13 protein-coding genes, 3 tRNA genes, 3 rRNA genes and 1 other annotated feature are annotated in these 22,071 nt (G+C 44.7%); of the genes, 18 read left to right on the top strand and 1 reads right to left on the bottom strand.

Annotation, left to right across the window (positions count from 1 at the left end; genetic code table 11):
- The 12 genes from dnaA to rrf all read left to right on the top strand — a co-directional run bounded on the left by dnaA (position 1) and on the right by rrf (position 14,395).
- Positions 1–1,341: a chromosomal replication initiator protein DnaA gene (dnaA, locus tag NYE22_RS00005; protein WP_003242674.1), complete on the top strand. Its 1,341-nt coding sequence runs from the start codon at positions 1–3 to the stop codon at positions 1,339–1,341.
- 185 nt (positions 1,342–1,526) lie between these two features.
- Positions 1,527–2,663: a DNA polymerase III subunit beta gene (gene dnaN / locus NYE22_RS00010; RefSeq protein WP_003226811.1), complete on the top strand. Its 1,137-nt coding sequence runs from the start codon at positions 1,527–1,529 to the stop codon at positions 2,661–2,663.
- A 130-nt stretch (positions 2,664–2,793) separates the two neighbouring features.
- Positions 2,794–3,009 carry a ribosome maturation protein RlbA gene (gene rlbA / locus NYE22_RS00015; protein ID WP_342412220.1) on the top strand — a complete coding sequence of 72 codons (216 nt, stop codon included), beginning with the start codon at positions 2,794–2,796 and terminating at the stop codon, positions 3,007–3,009.
- Positions 3,010–3,024: 15 nt separating this feature from the next.
- Complete coding sequence (gene recF / locus NYE22_RS00020; protein WP_003243515.1) at positions 3,025–4,137, top strand: DNA replication/repair protein RecF; 1,113 nt, start codon at positions 3,025–3,027, stop codon at positions 4,135–4,137.
- 17 nt (positions 4,138–4,154) lie between these two features.
- On the top strand, positions 4,155–4,400 hold the full coding sequence (gene remB, locus NYE22_RS00025) for an extracellular matrix regulator RemB (protein WP_003219266.1): 246 nt from the start codon (positions 4,155–4,157) through the stop codon (positions 4,398–4,400).
- A 54-nt stretch (positions 4,401–4,454) separates the two neighbouring features.
- Complete coding sequence (gene gyrB, locus NYE22_RS00030) at positions 4,455–6,371, top strand: DNA topoisomerase (ATP-hydrolyzing) subunit B (RefSeq protein WP_003226808.1); 1,917 nt, start codon at positions 4,455–4,457, stop codon at positions 6,369–6,371.
- A 210-nt stretch (positions 6,372–6,581) separates the two neighbouring features.
- Positions 6,582–9,047, top strand: coding sequence for a DNA topoisomerase (ATP-hydrolyzing) subunit A (gene gyrA, locus NYE22_RS00035; protein WP_003244540.1), 2,466 nt, complete (start codon positions 6,582–6,584; stop codon positions 9,045–9,047).
- Between the two features lie 352 nt (positions 9,048–9,399).
- Positions 9,400–10,949, top strand: a 16S ribosomal RNA gene (locus tag NYE22_RS00040).
- A gap of 102 nt (positions 10,950–11,051) precedes the next feature.
- A tRNA-Ile gene (locus tag NYE22_RS00045) sits at positions 11,052–11,128 on the top strand.
- An 11-nt stretch (positions 11,129–11,139) separates the two neighbouring features.
- A tRNA-Ala gene (locus tag NYE22_RS00050) sits at positions 11,140–11,215 on the top strand.
- 81 nt (positions 11,216–11,296) lie between these two features.
- Positions 11,297–14,224 (top strand): 23S ribosomal RNA (locus NYE22_RS00055).
- 55 nt (positions 14,225–14,279) lie between these two features.
- Positions 14,280–14,395, top strand: a 5S ribosomal RNA gene (gene rrf / locus NYE22_RS00060).
- Together the 16S, 23S and 5S rRNA genes with 2 tRNA genes alongside form the textbook arrangement of a ribosomal RNA operon.
- A 39-nt stretch (positions 14,396–14,434) precedes the next feature.
- Here the strand turns inward: rrf and NYE22_RS00065 are convergent.
- Positions 14,435–15,382 carry a YaaC family protein gene (locus tag NYE22_RS00065; protein WP_072174182.1) on the bottom strand — a complete coding sequence of 316 codons (948 nt, stop codon included), beginning with the start codon at positions 15,380–15,382 and terminating at the stop codon, positions 14,435–14,437.
- A 120-nt stretch (positions 15,383–15,502) separates the two neighbouring features.
- On the opposite strand from NYE22_RS00065, the gene guaB reads away from it, so the two are divergent.
- The 6 genes from guaB (at position 15,503) to NYE22_RS00095 (ending at position 21,972) form a co-directional block, all read left to right on the top strand.
- The gene (gene guaB, locus NYE22_RS00070) at positions 15,503–16,969 is read left to right on the top strand and encodes an IMP dehydrogenase (protein WP_003226803.1); all 1,467 of its coding nucleotides are present in this window, start codon (positions 15,503–15,505) and stop codon (positions 16,967–16,969) included.
- A 152-nt stretch (positions 16,970–17,121) separates the two neighbouring features.
- Positions 17,122–18,453: a D-alanyl-D-alanine carboxypeptidase gene (gene dacA, locus NYE22_RS00075; RefSeq protein WP_342412221.1), complete on the top strand. Its 1,332-nt coding sequence runs from the start codon at positions 17,122–17,124 to the stop codon at positions 18,451–18,453.
- A gap of 196 nt (positions 18,454–18,649) precedes the next feature.
- Positions 18,650–19,534 carry a pyridoxal 5'-phosphate synthase lyase subunit PdxS gene (pdxS, locus tag NYE22_RS00080; RefSeq protein WP_003247145.1) on the top strand — a complete coding sequence of 295 codons (885 nt, stop codon included), beginning with the start codon at positions 18,650–18,652 and terminating at the stop codon, positions 19,532–19,534.
- Between the two features lie 21 nt (positions 19,535–19,555).
- Positions 19,556–20,146, top strand: a complete 591-nt coding sequence (gene pdxT / locus NYE22_RS00085) for a pyridoxal 5'-phosphate synthase glutaminase subunit PdxT (RefSeq protein ID WP_283933980.1) — start codon at positions 19,556–19,558, stop codon at positions 20,144–20,146.
- 52 nt (positions 20,147–20,198) lie between these two features.
- Positions 20,199–20,411 (top strand) — a binding site (T-box leader).
- 56 nt (positions 20,412–20,467) lie between these two features.
- The gene (gene serS, locus NYE22_RS00090) at positions 20,468–21,745 is read left to right on the top strand and encodes a serine--tRNA ligase (protein ID WP_003247131.1); all 1,278 of its coding nucleotides are present in this window, start codon (positions 20,468–20,470) and stop codon (positions 21,743–21,745) included.
- 134 nt (positions 21,746–21,879) lie between these two features.
- Positions 21,880–21,972: transfer RNA gene (locus NYE22_RS00095), tRNA-Ser, on the top strand.
- Positions 21,973–22,071: the final 99 nt, after the last annotated feature.

Genomic DNA, 22,071 nt, shown 5'->3' on the forward strand with positions numbered 1-22,071 from the left:
ATGGAAAATATATTAGACCTGTGGAACCAAGCCCTTGCTCAAATCGAAAAAAAGTTGAGCAAACCGAGTTTTGAGACTTGGATGAAGTCAACCAAAGCCCACTCACTGCAAGGCGATACATTAACAATCACGGCTCCCAATGAATTTGCCAGAGACTGGCTGGAGTCCAGATACTTGCATCTGATTGCAGATACTATATATGAATTAACCGGGGAAGAATTGAGCATTAAGTTTGTCATTCCTCAAAATCAAGATGTTGAGGACTTTATGCCGAAACCGCAAGTCAAAAAAGCGGTCAAAGAAGATACATCTGATTTTCCTCAAAATATGCTCAATCCAAAATATACTTTTGATACTTTTGTCATCGGATCTGGAAACCGATTTGCACATGCTGCTTCCCTCGCAGTAGCGGAAGCGCCCGCGAAAGCTTACAACCCTTTATTTATCTATGGGGGCGTCGGCTTAGGGAAAACGCACTTAATGCATGCGATCGGCCATTATGTAATAGATCATAATCCTTCTGCCAAAGTGGTTTATCTGTCTTCTGAGAAATTTACAAACGAATTCATCAACTCTATCCGAGATAATAAAGCCGTCGACTTCCGCAATCGCTATCGAAATGTTGATGTGCTTTTGATAGATGATATTCAATTTTTAGCGGGGAAAGAACAAACCCAGGAAGAATTTTTCCATACATTTAACACATTGCACGAAGAAAGCAAACAAATCGTCATTTCAAGTGACCGACCGCCAAAGGAAATTCCGACACTTGAGGACAGATTGCGCTCACGTTTTGAATGGGGACTTATTACAGATATCACACCGCCTGATCTAGAAACGAGAATTGCAATTTTAAGAAAAAAAGCCAAAGCAGAAGGCCTCGATATTCCGAACGAGGTTATGCTTTACATCGCGAATCAAATCGACAGCAATATTCGGGAACTCGAAGGAGCATTAATCAGAGTTGTCGCTTATTCATCTTTAATTAATAAAGATATTAATGCTGATCTGGCCGCTGAGGCGTTGAAAGATATTATTCCTTCCTCAAAACCGAAAGTCATTACGATAAAGGAAATTCAGAGGGTAGTAGGCCAGCAATTTAATATTAAACTCGAGGATTTCAAAGCAAAAAAACGGACAAAGTCAGTAGCTTTTCCGCGTCAAATCGCCATGTACTTATCAAGGGAAATGACTGATTCCTCTCTTCCTAAAATCGGTGAAGAGTTTGGAGGACGTGATCATACGACCGTTATTCATGCGCATGAAAAAATTTCAAAACTGCTGGCAGATGATGAACAGCTTCAGCAGCATGTAAAAGAAATTAAAGAACAGCTTAAATAGCAGGACCGGGGAAGCGGGGAAAGTGTGAATAACTTTTCGGAAGTCATACACAGTCTGTCCACATGTGGATAGGCTGTGTTTCCTGTCTTTTTCACAACTTATCCACAAATCCACAGACCCTACTATTACTTCTACTATTTTTTATAAATATATATATTAATACATTATCCGTTAGGAGGATAAAAATGAAATTCACGATTCAAAAAGATCGTCTTGTTGAAAGTGTCCAAGATGTATTAAAAGCAGTTTCATCCAGAACCACGATTCCCATTCTGACTGGTATTAAAATTGTTGCATCAGATGATGGAGTATCCTTTACAGGGAGTGACTCAGATATTTCTATTGAATCCTTCATTCCAAAAGAAGAAGGAGATAAAGAAATCGTCACTATTGAACAGCCCGGAAGTATCGTTTTACAGGCTCGCTTTTTTAGTGAAATTGTAAAAAAATTGCCGATGGCAACTGTAGAAATCGAAGTCCAAAATCAGTATTTGACGATTATCCGTTCTGGTAAAGCTGAATTTAATCTAAACGGACTGGATGCTGATGAGTATCCGCACTTGCCGCAGATTGAAGAGCATCATGCGATTCAGATCCCAACTGATTTGTTAAAAAATCTAATCAGACAAACAGTATTTGCAGTGTCCACCTCAGAAACACGCCCTATCTTGACAGGTGTAAACTGGAAAGTGGAGCAAAGTGAATTATTATGCACTGCAACGGATAGCCACCGTCTTGCTTTAAGAAAGGCGAAACTTGATATTCCAGAAGACAGATCTTATAACGTCGTGATTCCGGGAAAAAGTTTAACTGAACTCAGCAAGATTTTAGATGACAACCAGGAACTTGTAGATATCGTCATCACAGAAACCCAAGTTCTGTTTAAAGCGAAAAACGTCTTATTCTTCTCACGGCTTCTGGACGGGAATTATCCAGACACAACCAGCCTGATTCCGCAAGACAGCAAAACAGAAATCATTGTGAACACAAAAGAATTCCTTCAGGCCATTGATCGTGCATCTCTTTTAGCTAGAGAGGGACGCAACAACGTTGTAAAACTGTCCGCAAAACCGGCTGAATCCATTGAAATTTCTTCCAATTCTCCAGAAATCGGTAAAGTTGTGGAAGCAATTGCTGCGGATCAAATTGAAGGTGAGGAATTAAATATCTCTTTTAGTCCAAAATATATGCTGGATGCACTAAAGGTGCTTGAAGGAGCAGAAATACGCGTAAGCTTTACAGGCGCAATGAGACCTTTCTTAATTCGCACGCCGAATGATGAAACGATTGTACAGCTTATCCTTCCTGTCAGAACCTATTAATCCGATACACTGCTGCCGACTCGTCGGCAGCTTTTCTATTCGGTATCTGCTCCGACAAGTTTTCCCTTTCCCTAATTCGTTTTTTTTTAGTACAATTAGATATTAGTGATATTTGAAAGAGGTCGATATAATGGCAAATCCGATTTCAATTGATACAGAGATGATTCCACTCGGACAATTCTTAAAATTAGCCGATGTGATTCAGTCTGGCGGTATGGCGAAGTGGTTTTTAAGCGAGCATGAAGTGCTTGTGAACGATGAGCCGGACAACCGCCGGGGCAGAAAGCTGTATGTTGGAGATGTGGTAGAGATTGAAGGATTTGGTTCATTTCAAGTCGTCAATTAAAGCGGGTGACACTGATTGTATATCCAGAACTTAGAACTGACATCTTACCGCAACTACGACCATGCTGAACTTCAATTTGAAAATAAAGTAAATGTGATCATCGGAGAAAACGCCCAGGGGAAGACAAACCTCATGGAGGCGATCTATGTCTTGTCCATGGCGAAATCGCACCGGACATCAAATGACAAAGAACTTATACGGTGGGACAAAGACTATGCTAAAATAGAGGGAAGAGTGATGAAGCAAAACGGGGCGATCCCGATGCAGCTCGTCATCTCCAAAAAGGGTAAAAAGGGCAAGGTCAATCATATTGAACAGCAAAAGCTCAGCCAGTATGTCGGGGCCCTCAACACCATTATGTTCGCGCCGGAAGATTTAAATCTTGTAAAGGGAAGCCCTCAAGTGAGAAGGCGGTTTCTTGACATGGAAATCGGACAGGTTTCTCCCGTCTACCTTCATGATCTTTCTCTTTACCAGAAAATCCTTTCCCAGCGGAATCATTTTTTGAAACAGCTGCAAACAAGAAAACAAACTGACCGGACGATGCTCGATGTTCTGACCGATCAGCTTGTAGAAGTTGCAGCAAAAGTCGTCGTAAAACGCCTGCAGTTTACAGCACAGCTCGAGAAATGGGCGCAGCCCATCCATGCAGGCATCTCAAGAGGGCTTGAAGAACTGACGCTGAAATACCATACAGCTCTTGATGTATCAGATCCCCTAGATTTGTCGAAAATAGGAGATAGCTATCAAGAAGCGTTTTCTAAATTAAGAGAAAAAGAAATTGAGCGTGGTGTGACGCTGTCAGGGCCTCATCGCGATGATGTTCTTTTCTATGTGAACGGACGCGATGTGCAGACGTATGGTTCTCAAGGACAGCAGCGAACGACGGCGTTGTCCCTTAAGCTGGCGGAGATTGACCTGATCCATGAAGAAATCGGAGAATATCCCATTTTACTATTGGATGATGTACTGAGTGAACTGGATGATTATCGCCAGTCACACTTGCTTCATACGATCCAAGGCCGTGTACAAACGTTTGTCACAACGACAAGCGTTGATGGCATTGATCACGAAACCTTACGTCAAGCAGGAATGTTCCGTGTGCAAAATGGTGCGTTAGTGAAGTGAAGAAATGAGGTGAGCAATTGTATATTCATTTAGGTGATGACTTTGTGGTTTCAACACGAGATATTGTCGGCATTTTTGACTTTAAAGCCAACATGTCGCCTATTGTTGAAGAATTTCTGAAAAAACAGAAACACAAGGTGGTGCCTTCCGTAAACGGCACGCCCAAATCTATCGTAGTCACGGTTCAGAATATATATTACTCTCCCTTATCTTCCAGCACATTAAAAAAACGTGCGCAATTTATGTTTGAAATAGATTCTTAGAAATTTTTTATCACGAATATATCGTTTAGAAAAGTGTAGGTGAATGACGTGGCTATGGAACAGCAGCAAAACAGTTATGATGAAAATCAGATACAGGTACTAGAAGGATTGGAAGCTGTTCGTAAAAGACCGGGGATGTATATCGGTTCGACAAACAGTAAAGGCCTTCACCACCTGGTATGGGAAATTGTCGACAATAGTATTGACGAAGCCCTCGCCGGTTATTGCACGGATATCAATATCCAAATCGAAAAAGACAACAGTATCACGGTTGTAGATAATGGCCGCGGTATTCCAGTCGGTATTCATGAAAAAATGGGCCGTCCTGCGGTAGAAGTCATTATGACGGTGCTTCATGCCGGAGGAAAATTTGACGGAAGCGGCTATAAAGTATCCGGAGGATTACACGGTGTAGGTGCGTCGGTCGTAAACGCACTATCAACAGAGCTTGATGTGACGGTTCACCGTGACGGTAAAATTCACCGCCAAACCTATAAACGCGGAGTTCCGGTTACAGACCTTGAAATCATTGGCGAAACGGATCATACAGGAACGACGACACATTTTGTCCCGGACCCTGAAATTTTCTCAGAAACAACCGAGTATGATTACGATCTGCTTGCCAACCGCGTGCGTGAATTAGCCTTTTTAACAAAGGGCGTAAACATCACGATTGAAGATAAACGTGAAGGACAAGAGCGCAAAAATGAATACCATTACGAAGGCGGAATTAAAAGTTATGTAGAGTATTTAAACCGCTCTAAAGAGGTTGTCCATGAAGAGCCGATTTACATTGAAGGCGAAAAGGACGGCATTACGGTTGAAGTGGCTTTGCAATACAATGACAGCTACACAAGCAACATTTACTCGTTTACAAACAACATTAACACGTACGAAGGCGGTACCCATGAAGCTGGCTTCAAAACGGGCCTGACTCGTGTTATCAACGATTACGCCAGAAAAAAAGGGCTTATTAAAGAAAATGATCCAAACCTAAGCGGAGATGACGTAAGGGAAGGGCTGACAGCGATTATTTCAATCAAACACCCTGATCCGCAGTTTGAGGGCCAAACGAAAACAAAGCTGGGCAACTCAGAAGCACGGACGATCACCGATACGTTATTTTCTACGGCGATGGAAACATTTATGCTGGAAAATCCAGATGCAGCCAAAAAAATTGTCGATAAAGGCTTAATGGCGGCAAGAGCAAGAATGGCTGCGAAAAAAGCCCGTGAACTAACACGTCGTAAGAGTGCTTTGGAAATTTCCAACTTGCCCGGTAAGTTAGCGGACTGCTCTTCAAAAGATCCGAGCATCTCCGAGTTATATATCGTAGAGGGCGACTCTGCCGGAGGATCTGCTAAACAAGGACGCGACAGACATTTCCAAGCCATTTTGCCGCTTAGAGGTAAAATCCTAAACGTTGAAAAGGCCAGACTGGATAAAATCCTTTCTAACAACGAAGTTCGCTCTATGATCACAGCGCTCGGCACAGGTATTGGGGAAGACTTCAACCTTGAGAAAGCCCGTTACCACAAAGTTGTCATTATGACAGATGCCGATGTTGACGGCGCGCACATCAGAACACTGCTGTTAACGTTCTTTTACAGATATATGCGCCAAATTATCGAAAATGGCTACGTGTACATTGCGCAGCCGCCGCTCTACAAGGTTCAACAGGGGAAACGCGTTGAATATGCGTACAATGACAAGGAGCTGGAAGAGCTGTTAAAAACTCTTCCTCAAACGCCTAAGCCTGGACTGCAGCGTTACAAAGGTCTTGGTGAAATGAATGCCACCCAGCTATGGGAGACAACCATGGATCCTAGTTCCAGAACACTTCTTCAGGTAACTCTTGAAGATGCAATGGATGCGGACGAGACTTTTGAAATGCTTATGGGCGACAAGGTAGAACCGCGCCGAAACTTCATAGAAGCGAATGCGAGATACGTTAAAAATCTTGACATCTAATCATAAAAAGCCTTATTTCCAATAAGAAATAAGGCTTTTTTCTGAACAAGATCAGATGCAGCAATGCTTGCAATACCTATATATTCTAGCAATTTAATGTGTATAATCATAAGTTTATTGATATAATGGAGAATAGTGAAATCGTATTGAAGGTCATAATGGACAATCTACTCCCACATATTTCATGTGATACTTCAGGGAGGTTTTTTAATGAGTGAACAAAACACACCACAAGTTCGTGAAATAAATATCAGTCAGGAAATGCGTACGTCCTTCTTGGATTATGCAATGAGCGTTATCGTGTCCCGTGCTCTTCCGGATGTTCGAGACGGTTTAAAACCGGTTCATAGACGGATTTTGTATGCAATGAATGATTTAGGCATGACAAGTGACAAGCCTTATAAAAAATCCGCGCGTATCGTTGGAGAAGTTATCGGGAAATACCACCCGCACGGTGATTCAGCGGTATATGAATCCATGGTCAGAATGGCTCAGGATTTCAACTACCGTTATATGCTCGTTGACGGTCATGGAAACTTCGGTTCTGTTGACGGAGACTCAGCGGCGGCCATGCGTTATACAGAAGCAAGAATGTCTAAAATCTCAATGGAGATTCTTCGTGACATCACAAAAGACACAATCGATTACCAGGATAACTATGACGGGTCAGAAAGAGAACCTGTCGTTATGCCTTCAAGGTTCCCGAATCTGCTCGTGAACGGTGCTGCCGGCATTGCGGTAGGTATGGCAACAAACATTCCTCCGCACCAGCTGGGAGAAATCATTGACGGTGTACTTGCTGTCAGTGAGAATCCGGACATTACAATTCCAGAGCTTATGGAAGTCATTCCAGGGCCTGATTTCCCGACCGCGGGTCAAATCTTGGGACGCAGCGGTATCCGGAAAGCATACGAATCAGGCCGAGGCTCTATCACGATCCGGGCAAAAGCTGAGATCGAACAAACATCTTCGGGTAAAGAAAGAATTATCGTTACAGAGTTACCTTACCAAGTGAATAAGGCGAAATTAATTGAGAAAATTGCTGATCTCGTAAGGGACAAAAAGATAGAGGGTATCACAGATCTGCGTGATGAGTCAGATCGTACAGGTATGAGAATTGTCATTGAAATCAGACGCGACGCCAATGCAAATGTCATCTTAAACAATCTGTACAAACAAACTGCTCTACAAACATCTTTTGGCATCAACCTGCTTGCACTTGTTGATGGCCAGCCGAAAGTTTTAACTCTTAAGCAATGCCTAGAGCATTACCTTGACCATCAAAAAGTTGTCATTAGACGCCGTACTGCTTATGAATTGCGTAAAGCGGAAGCGAGAGCTCATATCCTGGAAGGATTGAGAGTTGCACTGGATCATCTCGATGCAGTTATCTCCCTTATCCGTAATTCTCAAACGGCTGAAATTGCGAGAACAGGTTTAATTGAACAATTCTCACTGACAGAGAAGCAAGCACAAGCGATCCTTGATATGAGGCTCCAGCGTTTAACGGGACTGGAACGTGAAAAGATAGAAGAAGAATACCAATCTCTTGTTAAATTAATTGCAGAGCTAAAAGACATCTTGGCAAATGAATATAAAGTGCTTGAGATCATTCGTGAAGAACTCACGGAAATCAAAGAGCGTTTTAACGATGAAAGACGTACTGAGATCGTCACTTCTGGACTGGAGACAATTGAAGATGAAGATCTCATCGAGAGAGAAAATATCGTAGTTACTCTGACGCACAACGGATACGTCAAACGTCTTCCTGCATCAACTTACCGCAGTCAAAAACGAGGCGGAAAAGGTGTACAAGGTATGGGAACAAACGAAGATGATTTCGTTGAGCATTTGATCTCTACGTCAACTCATGACACGATTCTCTTCTTCTCGAACAAGGGGAAAGTGTATCGTGCAAAAGGGTATGAAATCCCTGAATACGGCAGAACGGCAAAAGGAATCCCGATTATTAACCTGCTGGAGGTAGAAAAGGGTGAGTGGATCAACGCGATTATTCCAGTCACGGAATTCAATGCGGAGCTTTACCTTTTCTTCACTACAAAGCATGGGGTTTCAAAACGAACATCGCTATCTCAATTCGCTAATATCCGCAACAATGGTCTAATCGCTCTGAGTCTTCGTGAAGATGATGAACTGATGGGTGTACGTCTGACTGACGGCACAAAACAAATCATCATTGGAACGAAAAACGGTTTACTGATCCGTTTCCCTGAAACAGATGTCCGGGAGATGGGAAGAACTGCGGCGGGCGTAAAAGGCATCACCCTGACGGATGACGACGTTGTTGTCGGCATGGAGATATTAGAGGAAGAATCACACGTCCTTATCGTAACTGAAAAAGGGTACGGAAAACGAACTCCGGCTGAAGAGTACAGAACCCAAAGCCGGGGCGGAAAAGGACTCAAAACAGCGAAAATCACCGAGAACAACGGCCAACTAGTAGCAGTGAAAGCTACTAAAGGTGAAGAGGATCTAATGATTATTACAGCTAGCGGCGTACTCATCAGAATGGACATCAATGATATCTCCATCACCGGACGTGTCACTCAAGGTGTGCGTCTCATCAGAATGGCAGAAGAAGAGCATGTTGCTACAGTAGCTTTAGTAGAGAAAAACGAAGAAGATGAGAATGAAGAAGAACAAGAAGAAGTGTGAGAAAAAGCGCAGCTGAAATAGCTGCGCTTTTTTGTGTCATAACCCTTTACAGTCATAAAAATTATGGTATAATCATTTCTGTTGTCTTTTTAAAGACACAAGCATGACCATTATGACTAGTAAAAACTTTTTCAAAAAAGTATTGACCTAGTTAACTAAAAATGTTACTATTAAGTAGTCGCTTCGAGAGAAGCACACAAAGTTCTTTGAAAACTAAACAAGACAAAACGTACCTGTTAATTCATTTTTATAAATCGCACAGCGATGTGCGTAGTCAGTCAAACTAGGGCCTGCACGACGCAGGTCACACAGGTGTCGCCGCAGGATGCGGTGAACTTAACCTGTGATCCATTTATCGGAGAGTTTGATCCTGGCTCAGGACGAACGCTGGCGGCGTGCCTAATACATGCAAGTCGAGCGGACAGATGGGAGCTTGCTCCCTGATGTTAGCGGCGGACGGGTGAGTAACACGTGGGTAACCTGCCTGTAAGACTGGGATAACTCCGGGAAACCGGGGCTAATACCGGATGGTTGTTTGAACCGCATGGTTCAAACATAAAAGGTGGCTTCGGCTACCACTTACAGATGGACCCGCGGCGCATTAGCTAGTTGGTGAGGTAACGGCTCACCAAGGCAACGATGCGTAGCCGACCTGAGAGGGTGATCGGCCACACTGGGACTGAGACACGGCCCAGACTCCTACGGGAGGCAGCAGTAGGGAATCTTCCGCAATGGACGAAAGTCTGACGGAGCAACGCCGCGTGAGTGATGAAGGTTTTCGGATCGTAAAGCTCTGTTGTTAGGGAAGAACAAGTACCGTTCGAATAGGGCGGTACCTTGACGGTACCTAACCAGAAAGCCACGGCTAACTACGTGCCAGCAGCCGCGGTAATACGTAGGTGGCAAGCGTTGTCCGGAATTATTGGGCGTAAAGGGCTCGCAGGCGGTTTCTTAAGTCTGATGTGAAAGCCCCCGGCTCAACCGGGGAGGGTCATTGGAAACTGGGGAACTTGAGTGCAGAAGAGGAGAGTGGAATTCCACGTGTAGCGGTGAAATGCGTAGAGATGTGGAGGAACACCAGTGGCGAAGGCGACTCTCTGGTCTGTAACTGACGCTGAGGAGCGAAAGCGTGGGGAGCGAACAGGATTAGATACCCTGGTAGTCCACGCCGTAAACGATGAGTGCTAAGTGTTAGGGGGTTTCCGCCCCTTAGTGCTGCAGCTAACGCATTAAGCACTCCGCCTGGGGAGTACGGTCGCAAGACTGAAACTCAAAGGAATTGACGGGGGCCCGCACAAGCGGTGGAGCATGTGGTTTAATTCGAAGCAACGCGAAGAACCTTACCAGGTCTTGACATCCTCTGACAATCCTAGAGATAGGACGTCCCCTTCGGGGGCAGAGTGACAGGTGGTGCATGGTTGTCGTCAGCTCGTGTCGTGAGATGTTGGGTTAAGTCCCGCAACGAGCGCAACCCTTGATCTTAGTTGCCAGCATTCAGTTGGGCACTCTAAGGTGACTGCCGGTGACAAACCGGAGGAAGGTGGGGATGACGTCAAATCATCATGCCCCTTATGACCTGGGCTACACACGTGCTACAATGGACAGAACAAAGGGCAGCGAAACCGCGAGGTTAAGCCAATCCCACAAATCTGTTCTCAGTTCGGATCGCAGTCTGCAACTCGACTGCGTGAAGCTGGAATCGCTAGTAATCGCGGATCAGCATGCCGCGGTGAATACGTTCCCGGGCCTTGTACACACCGCCCGTCACACCACGAGAGTTTGTAACACCCGAAGTCGGTGAGGTAACCTTTTAGGAGCCAGCCGCCGAAGGTGGGACAGATGATTGGGGTGAAGTCGTAACAAGGTAGCCGTATCGGAAGGTGCGGCTGGATCACCTCCTTTCTAAGGATATTTTACGGAATATAAGACCTTGGGTCTTATAAACAGAACGTTCCCTGTCTTGTTTAGTTTTGAAGGAACTTTGTTCCTTGAATAAGTTAAGATGGGCCTGTAGCTCAGCTGGTTAGAGCGCACGCCTGATAAGCGTGAGGTCGGTGGTTCGAGTCCACTCAGGCCCACCATCTTATATAACGGGGCCTTAGCTCAGCTGGGAGAGCGCCTGCTTTGCACGCAGGAGGTCAGCGGTTCGATCCCGCTAGGCTCCACCAACGTGTTCTTTGAAAACTAGATAACAGTAGACATCACATTCAATTAGTAACACAAGATATCACATAGTGATTCTTTTTAACGGTTAAGTTAGAAAGGGCGCACGGTGGATGCCTTGGCACTAGGAGCCGATGAAGGACGGGACGAACACCGATATGCTTCGGGGAGCTGTAAGCAAGCTTTGATCCGGAGATTTCCGAATGGGGAAACCCACCACTCGTAATGGAGTGGTATCCATATCTGAATTCATAGGATATGAGAAGGCAGACCCGGGGAACTGAAACATCTAAGTACCCGGAGGAAGAGAAAGCAAATGCGATTCCCTGAGTAGCGGCGAGCGAAACGGGATTAGCCCAAACCAAGAGGCTTGCCTCTTGGGGTTGTAGGACACTCTGTACGGAGTTACAAAAGAACGAGGTAGATGAAGAGGTCTGGAAAGGCCCGCCATAGGAGGTAACAGCCCTGTAGTCAAAACTTCGTTCTCTCCTGAGTGGATCCTGAGTACGGCGGAACACGTGAAATTCCGTCGGAATCCGGGAGGACCATCTCCCAAGGCTAAATACTCCCTAGTGACCGATAGTGAACCAGTACCGTGAGGGAAAGGTGAAAAGCACCCCGGAAGGGGAGTGAAAGAGATCCTGAAACCGTGTGCCTACAAGTAGTCAGAGCCCGTTAACGGGTGATGGCGTGCCTTTTGTAGAATGAACCGGCGAGTTACGATCCCGTGCAAGGTTAAGCAGAAGATGCGGAGCCGCAGCGAAAGCGAGTCTGAATAGGGCGCATGAGTACGTGGTCGTAGACCCGAAACCAGGTGATCTACCCATGTCCAGGGTGAAGTTCAGGTAACACTGAATGGAGGCCCGAACCCACGCACGTTGAAAAGTGCGGGGATGAGGTGTGGGTAGGGGTGAAATGCCAATCGAACCTGGAGATAGCTGGTTCTCTCCGAAATAGCTTTAGGGCTAGCCTCAAGGTAAGAGTCTTGGAGGTAGAGCACTGATTGGACTAGGGGCCCCTACCGGGTTACCGAATTCAGTCAAACTCCGAATGCCAATGACTTATCCTTGGGAGTCAGACTGCGAGTGATAAGATCCGTAGTCGAAAGGGAAACAGCCCAGACCGCCAGCTAAGGTCCCAAAGTATACGTTAAGTGGAAAAGGATGTGGAGTTGCTTAGACAACCAGGATGTTGGCTTAGAAGCAGCCACCATTTAAAGAGTGCGTAATAGCTCACTGGTCGAGTGACTCTGCGCCGAAAATGTACCGGGGCTAAACGTATCACCGAAGCTGCGGACTGTTCTTCGAACAGTGGTAGGAGAGCGTTCTAAGGGCTGTGAAGCCAGACCGGAAGGACTGGTGGAGCGCTTAGAAGTGAGAATGCCGGTATGAGTAGCGAAAGAGGGGTGAGAATCCCCTCCACCGAATGCCTAAGGTTTCCTGAGGAAGGCTCGTCCGCTCAGGGTTAGTCGGGACCTAAGCCGAGGCCGAAAGGCGTAGGCGATGGACAACAGGTTGATATTCCTGTACCACCTCCTCACCATTTGAGCAATGGGGGGACGCAGGAGGATAGGGTAAGCGCGGTATTGGATATCCGCGTCCAAGCAGTTAGGCTGGGAAATAGGCAAATCCGTTTCCCATAAGGCTGAGCTGTGATGGCGAGCGAAATATAGTAGCGAAGTTCCTGATTCCACACTGCCAAGAAAAGCCTCTAGCGAGGTGAGAGGTGCCCGTACCGCAAACCGACACAGGTAGGCGAGGAGAGAATCCTAAGGTGATCGAGAGAACTCTCGTTAAGGAACTCGGCAAAATGACCCCGTAACTTCGGGAGAAGGGGTGCTCTGTTAGGGTGCAAGCCCGAGAGAGCCGCAGTGAATAGGCCCAGGCGACTGTTTAGCAAAAACACAGGTCTCTGCGAAGCCGTAAGGCGAAGTATAGGGGCTGACGCCTGCCCGGTGCTGGAAGGTTAAGAGGAGCGCTTAGCGTAAGCGAAGGTGCGAATTGAAGCCCCAGTAAACGGCGGCCGTAACTATAACGGTCCTAAGGTAGCGAAATTCCTTGTCGGGTAAGTTCCGACCCGCACGAAAGGCGCAACGATCTGGGCACTGTCTCAACGAGAGACTCGGTGAAATTATAGTACCTGTGAAGATGCAGGTTACCCGCGACAGGACGGAAAGACCCCGTGGAGCTTTACTGCAGCCTGATATTGAATGTTGGTACAGCTTGTACAGGATAGGTAGGAGCCTTGGAAACCGGAGCGCCAGCTTCGGTGGAGGCATCGGTGGGATACTACCCTGGCTGTATTGACCTTCTAACCCGCCGCCCTTATCGGGCGGGGAGACAGTGTCAGGTGGGCAGTTTGACTGGGGCGGTCGCCTCCTAAAAGGTAACGGAGGCGCCCAAAGGTTCCCTCAGAATGGTTGGAAATCATTCGCAGAGTGTAAAGGCACAAGGGAGCTTGACTGCGAGACCTACAAGTCGAGCAGGGACGAAAGTCGGGCTTAGTGATCCGGTGGTTCCGCATGGAAGGGCCATCGCTCAACGGATAAAAGCTACCCCGGGGATAACAGGCTTATCTCCCCCAAGAGTCCACATCGACGGGGAGGTTTGGCACCTCGATGTCGGCTCATCGCATCCTGGGGCTGTAGTCGGTCCCAAGGGTTGGGCTGTTCGCCCATTAAAGCGGTACGCGAGCTGGGTTCAGAACGTCGTGAGACAGTTCGGTCCCTATCCGTCGCGGGCGCAGGAAATTTGAGAGGAGCTGTCCTTAGTACGAGAGGACCGGGATGGACGCACCGCTGGTGTACCAGTTGTTCTGCCAAGGGCATCGCTGGGTAGCTATGTGCGGACGGGATAAGTGCTGAAAGCATCTAAGCATGAAGCCCCCCTCAAGATGAGATTTCCCATTCCGCAAGGAAGTAAGATCCCTGAAAGATGATCAGGTTGATAGGTCTGAGGTGGAAGTGTGGCGACACATGGAGCTGACAGATACTAATCGATCGAGGACTTAACCATATTTTTGAATGATGTCACACCTGTTATCTAGTTTTGAGAGAACACTCTCAATTTGTTTGGTGGCGATAGCGAAGAGGTCACACCCGTTCCCATACCGAACACGGAAGTTAAGCTCTTCAGCGCCGATGGTAGTCGGGGGTTTCCCCCTGTGAGAGTAGGACGCCGCCAAGCAAGCTTAAACCCAGCTCATTGAGCTGGGTTTTTTGTTTGTTAAAAATGAAGAAGAAACTGTGAAGCGTATTTAGGGAATTTCTTTTCTGTTACTAATAAAAACTGCTGAATTAACACGTAGTCATCACTTATATGCTGTGTTAATAACTCATACCACCATTCTGTTTCATACCTTGCAATCATCCCAACGTTGTACAAAATCAAATAATGAATTGTCATTTCGGGAAGCCTCAGAAATTGCTCCCTTTGAGAAGGGATATAATATTGGTTCTTTTCCATGTCAAACAATAAGCTGGTCGATGTCCATGGCTCCTTGTCTTGTGGTGAAATTTCGAACAGCAGCCCGTGTTCATTTTTTTTTGTAAAAGACCATTGATAATGATGGGACATGTATTCAGCAAACCTTGAATCAGACATTTTGTAATTGATTACTACTTCCTCCGGTACAAAAATTTCGTTCTTATCCTTCTCAACTTTTGTCATAAATCGTTCTTTCTGATGAAAGTAGAAAATATCGCTAAGTTCTGGAATGGCCATTAATAATTTTTTCATGGTATACCGTTCATCTACTATATCCGATTGTCCGAATAAATGTTTCATAAAATGTATGCATAGGCCATTTCGTTGTATTTTCACTTCATCATCGCTAAAACAATAATTTTGTTTCTTTCGTTTTCTTGTTGTTACGCCATGTGCCAGTACTGATGTATGGCTTGGATAATGAGGATCACGTGTAATTAAGCATGCTTTGATAAGCTGTGCCATTCCATAAAATAAAAGAATCGGTTTGATTTCTAAGGGAGAATATGCGGCTTGTTTATAAAACGATTCGGCATGCTTTAAGAAATAAATAAACCGTTCACTGTTTTTAAAAGAGTTTTTTTTCGCATCGTCAATACCGTTTAAGGTATAAATCTTTTCTAGAAATTTCTGGGTTGATTCAACGGAGTAAAATAGCGCTAAGTCTTTCCACTCATGATATGTCATGTATATTTCTTGATCCTTTCCGTTATCTAAATATTTCAACTCTTTCCCGCTTCCTTGACATGCTCTTGGCTAGTTGATAATCTACATATAATATTTTGCCGAAAAGAGGGGGATTTACTAATGTGGGAAAGTAAATTTTCAAAAGAAGGCTTAACGTTCGACGATGTGCTGCTTGTACCAGCAAAGTCTGAGGTACTTCCGCGTGATGTGGATTTATCTGTAGAACTTACAAAAACGTTAAAGCTAAATATTCCTGTCATCAGCGCAGGTATGGACACTGTAACAGAATCAGCAATGGCAATTGCAATGGCAAGACAGGGCGGCTTGGGCATCATTCACAAAAATATGTCCATTGAACAGCAGGCTGAACAAGTTGATAAAGTAAAGCGTTCTGAGCGCGGCGTTATCACAAATCCCTTCTTTTTAACTCCTGATCACCAAGTATTTGATGCGGAGCATTTGATGGGGAAATACAGAATTTCCGGTGTTCCGATTGTAAATAACGAAGAAGACCAGAAGCTTGTTGGAATTATTACAAACCGTGACCTTCGTTTTATTTCTGACTACTCAATGAAAATCAGCGACGTCATGACGAAAGAAGAGCTAGTTACTGCATCTGTAGGAACTACTCTGGATGAAGCTGAAAAGATTTTGCAGAAACATAAAATTGAAAAGCTTCCTCTCGTAGATGACCAGAATAAATTAAAAGGTCTTATCACAATTAAAGACATTGAAAAAGTCATTGAGTTCCCGAACTCATCTAAAGACATTCACGGCCGCCTGATCGTTGGCGCGGCAGTTGGTGTAACTGGCGATACAATGACTCGCGTCAAAAAGCTTGTTGAAGCCAATGTTGATGTGATTGTTATCGATACAGCTCACGGACACTCTCAAGGCGTTTTAAACACAGTCACAAAAATCCGTGAAACGTATCCCGAATTAAACATTATTGCTGGAAACGTGGCAACAGCTGAAGCGACAAGAGCGCTTATCGAAGCTGGAGCAGACGTTGTCAAAGTTGGAATAGGACCTGGTTCAATTTGTACTACACGTGTTGTAGCCGGCGTCGGTGTTCCGCAAATTACAGCAATTTATGATTGTGCGACTGAAGCAAGAAAACACGGCAAAACAATCATAGCCGACGGTGGGATTAAATTCTCTGGCGATATCACTAAAGCATTGGCAGCCGGCGGACATGCTGTTATGCTCGGAAGCTTGCTTGCAGGCACATCAGAAAGCCCTGGTGAAACTGAAATTTACCAAGGCAGAAGATTTAAGGTATACCGCGGCATGGGATCAGTTGCTGCAATGGAAAAAGGAAGTAAAGACCGTTACTTCCAAGAAGAAAACAAAAAATTTGTTCCTGAAGGAATTGAAGGACGCACACCTTACAAAGGACCAGTTGAAGAAACCGTTTATCAGCTAGTCGGAGGCCTTCGTTCTGGTATGGGGTATTGCGGGTCCAAAGATCTACGTGCGCTAAGAGAAGAAGCTCAGTTCATTCGCATGACAGGCGCAGGACTTCGCGAAAGCCATCCGCATGACGTACAGATTACAAAAGAATCACCTAACTATACAATTTCATAATAAATTGTTACAAATTAAAAACATTTGACAGGGTCTCTGACTCTGTCTATTTTTTTTATACTGATTATGATAAAATTTATACTGTTGTGCATTGAAAATGTCCTTAACGGCTTAATTATAGATGAAGAAAATGAAATACGGAGGTCGTACGATTGAACATCAAGAAATGTAAACAGCTACTGATGTCATTGGTTGTGTTAACTCTAGCTGTCACGTGTCTGGCTCCAATGTCAAAAGCAAAAGCAGCCAGCGATCCAATTGATATCAATGCATCTGCTGCTATTATGATCGAAGCTTCTTCAGGTAAAATTCTTTACAGTAAAAATGCAGATAAGAGACTGCCAATTGCGAGTATGACAAAAATGATGACAGAGTATCTGTTATTAGAGGCAATTGATCAAGGTAAAGTGAAATGGGACCAAACCTATACGCCTGATGACTATGTGTATGAAATTTCCCAAGATAACAGCTTATCAAACGTTCCTCTTCGGAAAGACGGGAAATACACAGTAAAAGAATTATATCAAGCTACAGCAATTTATTCTGCAAATGCTGCTGCTATTGCGATTGCAGAAATCGTTGCAGGTTCTGAAACTAAGTTTGTTGAAAAAATGAATGCAAAAGCAAAAGAACTAGGGTTAACAGATTACAAATTTGTTAACGCAACAGGTCTTGAAAACAAAGATCTTCACGGGCATCAGCCTGAGGGGACAAGCGTAAATGAAGAAAGTGAAGTTTCTGCAAAGGATATGGCGATTCTTGCGGATCACTTGATTACTGACTACCCTGAGATACTGGAGACTTCCAGTATCGCCAAAACGAAATTCCGAGAAGGCACCGATGATGAAATGGACATGCCGAACTGGAATTTTATGCTGAAGGGGCTTGTCAGCGAGTATAAAAAAGCGACTGTAGACGGACTGAAAACAGGTTCTACTGACTCTGCGGGTTCATGCTTTACAGGAACAGCTGAACGCAACGGTATGCGTGTCATCACTGTTGTTTTAAACGCAAAGGGCAACCTTCATACAGGCCGTTTCGATGAAACGAAGAAAATGTTTGATTATGCTTTCGACAATTTCTCCATGAAAGAAATTTATGCTGAAGGCGATCAAGTAAAAGGCCATAAAACAATTTCAGTTGATAAGGGTAAAGAGAAAGAAGTAGGCATTGTGACAAACAAGGCGTTCTCTCTTCCTGTCAAAAATGGTGAAGAAAAGAATTACAAAGCGAAGGTCACACTGAATAAAGACAACTTAACTGCTCCTGTGAAAAAAGGAACCAAGGTTGGGAAGCTGACTGCGGAATACACAGGTGATGAAAAGGATTACGGATTCCTTAACAGCGATCTGGCTGGCGTAGACCTTGTTACAAAAGAAAATGTAGAAAAAGCAAACTGGTTTGTTTTGACAATGCGCAGTATCGGCGGATTTTTTGCCGGAATTTGGGGAAGCATTGTTGATACGGTAACCTGCTGGTTTTAATCAATTGAAAGAGCTCTGATGGATGTTAGGGCTCTTTCGCGTAATATACTGAAAAAACCCAATTTTTAATAAAAAATGATTTTCAAAGCGCTAAAAACCGAATAAAATAGTATATATCCATATGAATTATTGGATTTCTAGGATACAATAAGGATTAGAAATCATATAACTATACCTTGATTAGGGGGACCAAGAAATGGCTCAAACAGGTACTGAACGTGTAAAACGCGGAATGGCAGAAATGCAAAAAGGCGGCGTCATCATGGACGTCATCAATGCGGAACAAGCGAAAATCGCTGAAGAAGCTGGAGCTGTCGCTGTAATGGCGCTAGAACGTGTGCCAGCAGATATTCGCGCGGCTGGAGGAGTTGCCCGTATGGCTGACCCTACAATCGTGGAAGAAGTAATGAATGCAGTATCTATCCCGGTAATGGCAAAAGCGCGTATCGGACATATTGTTGAAGCGCGTGTGCTTGAAGCTATGGGTGTTGACTATATTGATGAAAGTGAAGTTCTGACGCCGGCTGACGAAGAATTTCATTTAAATAAAAATGAATACACAGTTCCTTTTGTCTGTGGCTGCCGTGATCTTGGTGAAGCAACACGCCGTATTGCGGAAGGTGCTTCTATGCTTCGCACAAAAGGTGAGCCTGGGACAGGTAATATTGTTGAGGCTGTTCGCCATATGCGTAAAGTTAACGCTCAAGTGCGCAAAGTAGTTGCGATGAGTGAGGATGAACTAATGACAGAAGCGAAAAATCTAGGTGCTCCTTACGAGCTTCTTCTTCAAATTAAAAAAGACGGCAAGCTTCCTGTCGTTAACTTTGCCGCTGGTGGCGTAGCAACTCCAGCTGATGCTGCTCTCATGATGCAGCTCGGTGCTGACGGAGTATTTGTTGGTTCTGGTATTTTCAAATCAGACAACCCTGCTAAATTTGCGAAAGCAATTGTGGAAGCAACAACTCACTTCACTGATTACAAATTGATCGCTGAGCTGTCAAAAGAGCTTGGTACTGCAATGAAAGGGATTGAAATCTCAAACTTACTTCCAGAACAGCGTATGCAAGAACGCGGCTGGTAAGAACATAGGAGCGCTGCTGACATGTTAACAATAGGTGTACTAGGACTTCAAGGAGCAGTTAGAGAGCACATCCATGCGATTGAAGCATGCGGCGCGGCTGGTCTTGTCGTAAAACGTCCGGAGCAGCTGAACGAAGTTGACGGGTTGATTTTGCCGGGCGGTGAGAGCACAACGATGCGCCGTTTGATCGATACGTATAATTTCATGGAGCCGCTTCGTGAATTCGCTGCTCAGGGCAAACCGATGTTTGGAACATGTGCCGGATTAATTATATTAGCAAAAGAAATTGCCGGTTCAGATAATCCTCATTTAGGTCTTCTGAATGTGGTTGTGGAACGTAATTCATTTGGCCGGCAGGTTGACAGCTTTGAAGCTGATTTAACAATTAAAGGCTTGGACGAGCCTTTTACAGGGGTATTCATCCGTGCTCCGCATATTTTAGAAGCTGGTGAAAATGTTGAAGTTTTATCGGAGCATAATGGTCGTATTGTAGCCGCGAAACAGGGGCAATTCCTTGGCTGCTCATTCCATCCGGAGCTGACAGAAGATCACCGAGTAACACAGCTGTTTGTTGAAATGGTTAAGGAATACAAGCAAAAGGCACTTGTATAAAACAGTTGAAAGCTGTGGAAACTTATAGTACATTATAAGCACAAATAAAGATCGAAAAGCGTTGATAGGAACTAGTAGGGAGCCTCTCTTTCTAAGAGAGCCGATGGTTGGTGCGAATCGGTGAAAGATGCTGTCTGAATCCATCCTTGAGCGAAATGCTGAAACAAGTAGGCATTTACGGGATAACCGTTATGTTTGAAAGTGGAAAACGAGTCTTTGATTTGTTTTCAATCAGGGTGGCAACGCGAGAGCTCTCGTCCCTTTATGGGGATGAGGGCTCTTTTTATTTTCGACAAATCAATAAAAAAAGGAGTGTTTCGCATGCTTGATACGAAAATGCTGAGAGCAAATTTTCAAGAAATTAAAGCAAAGCTTGTACACAAAGGCGAAGACTTAACTGATTTTGATAAGTTTGAGGCGCTGGATGATAGACGAAGAGAGCTTATCGGCAAGGTTGAAGAGTTAAAAGGAAAACGAAATGAAGTTTCTCAGCAGGTTGCTGTGCTGAAGCGTGAGAAAAAAGACGCGGATCACATTATTAAAGAAATGCGTGAAGTCGGCGAGGAAATTAAAAAGCTTGATGAAGAATTGCGAACAGTGGAAGCTGAGCTTGATACAATCCTGCTCTCAATCCCGAATATTCCGCATGAGTCTGTACCTGTCGGTGAAACAGAAGACGACAACGTAGAAGTGCGTAAATGGGGTGAAAAGCCTTCATTTGCTTATGAGCCGAAGCCGCACTGGGATATTGCGGATGAGCTGGGTATTCTGGATTTTGAACGTGCTGCCAAAGTAACAGGAAGCCGTTTCGTGTTCTATAAAGGCTTAGGTGCTCGTCTGGAGCGTGCGCTTTATAACTTTATGCTTGATCTGCATGTGGATGAGTATAACTACACTGAAGTGATCCCGCCATATATGGTAAACCGCGCAAGCATGACGGGAACGGGGCAGCTTCCTAAATTTGAAGAGGATGCATTTAAAATCAGAGAAGAAGATTATTTCTTAATTCCAACGGCGGAAGTGCCGATTACAAACATGCATCGCGATGAAATCCTTTCAGGTGACAGCCTGCCGATCAACTATGCGGCATTCAGTGCTTGCTTCCGTTCTGAAGCTGGTTCAGCAGGACGTGACACACGCGGATTAATTCGTCAGCACCAATTTAATAAAGTTGAGCTTGTAAAGTTTGTGAAGCCTGAAGATTCTTATGAAGAATTAGAGAAGCTTACAAACCAAGCAGAACGGGTTCTTCAGCTGCTTGAGCTTCCATACCGTGTCATGAGCATGTGTACGGGTGACTTAGGCTTTACGGCTGCGAAAAAATACGATATCGAAGTTTGGATTCCGAGCCAAGACACATATCGAGAAATCTCTTCTTGCAGCAACTTCGAAGCGTTCCAGGCGAGACGTGCGAATATTCGTTTCAGACGTGAAGCGAAAGGCAAGCCTGAGCATGTACACACACTGAACGGTTCAGGACTGGCGGTTGGAAGAACAGTTGCCGCTATCTTAGAAAATTATCAGCAGGAAGACGGAAGCGTTGTGATTCCGAAAGTGCTTCGTCCTTATATGGGGAATAGAGAAGTAATGAAACCGTAAATTATGGAAAGGCGTGCCTGACAGGGTGCGCCTTTTTGCTTATGTAAACACGCCATTTTCATAAAAACAAAAAAAGTTTTTAAAAATGCTTGACCACACGAGAACATACGTGATATAGTAAGTCTTGTCGATACGGAGGAATACCCAAGTCCGGCTGAAGGGATCGGTCTTGAAAACCGACAGGGGTGTCAAAGCCCGCGGGGGTTCGAATCCCTCTTCCTCCGCCATATTGATTTTAATTCTAATGAAACACAAGCATATATTGGAGATTGTTTTGTCCGTTGCATTCGGTGCGGCGGATTTTTTATTTTAAAGAAAAAGTGAAT

Origin of the sequence: Bacillus sp. FSL K6-1560 (assembly GCF_038592935.1) — a bacterium.
GTDB lineage: Bacteria > Bacillota > Bacilli > Bacillales > Bacillaceae > Bacillus > Bacillus subtilis.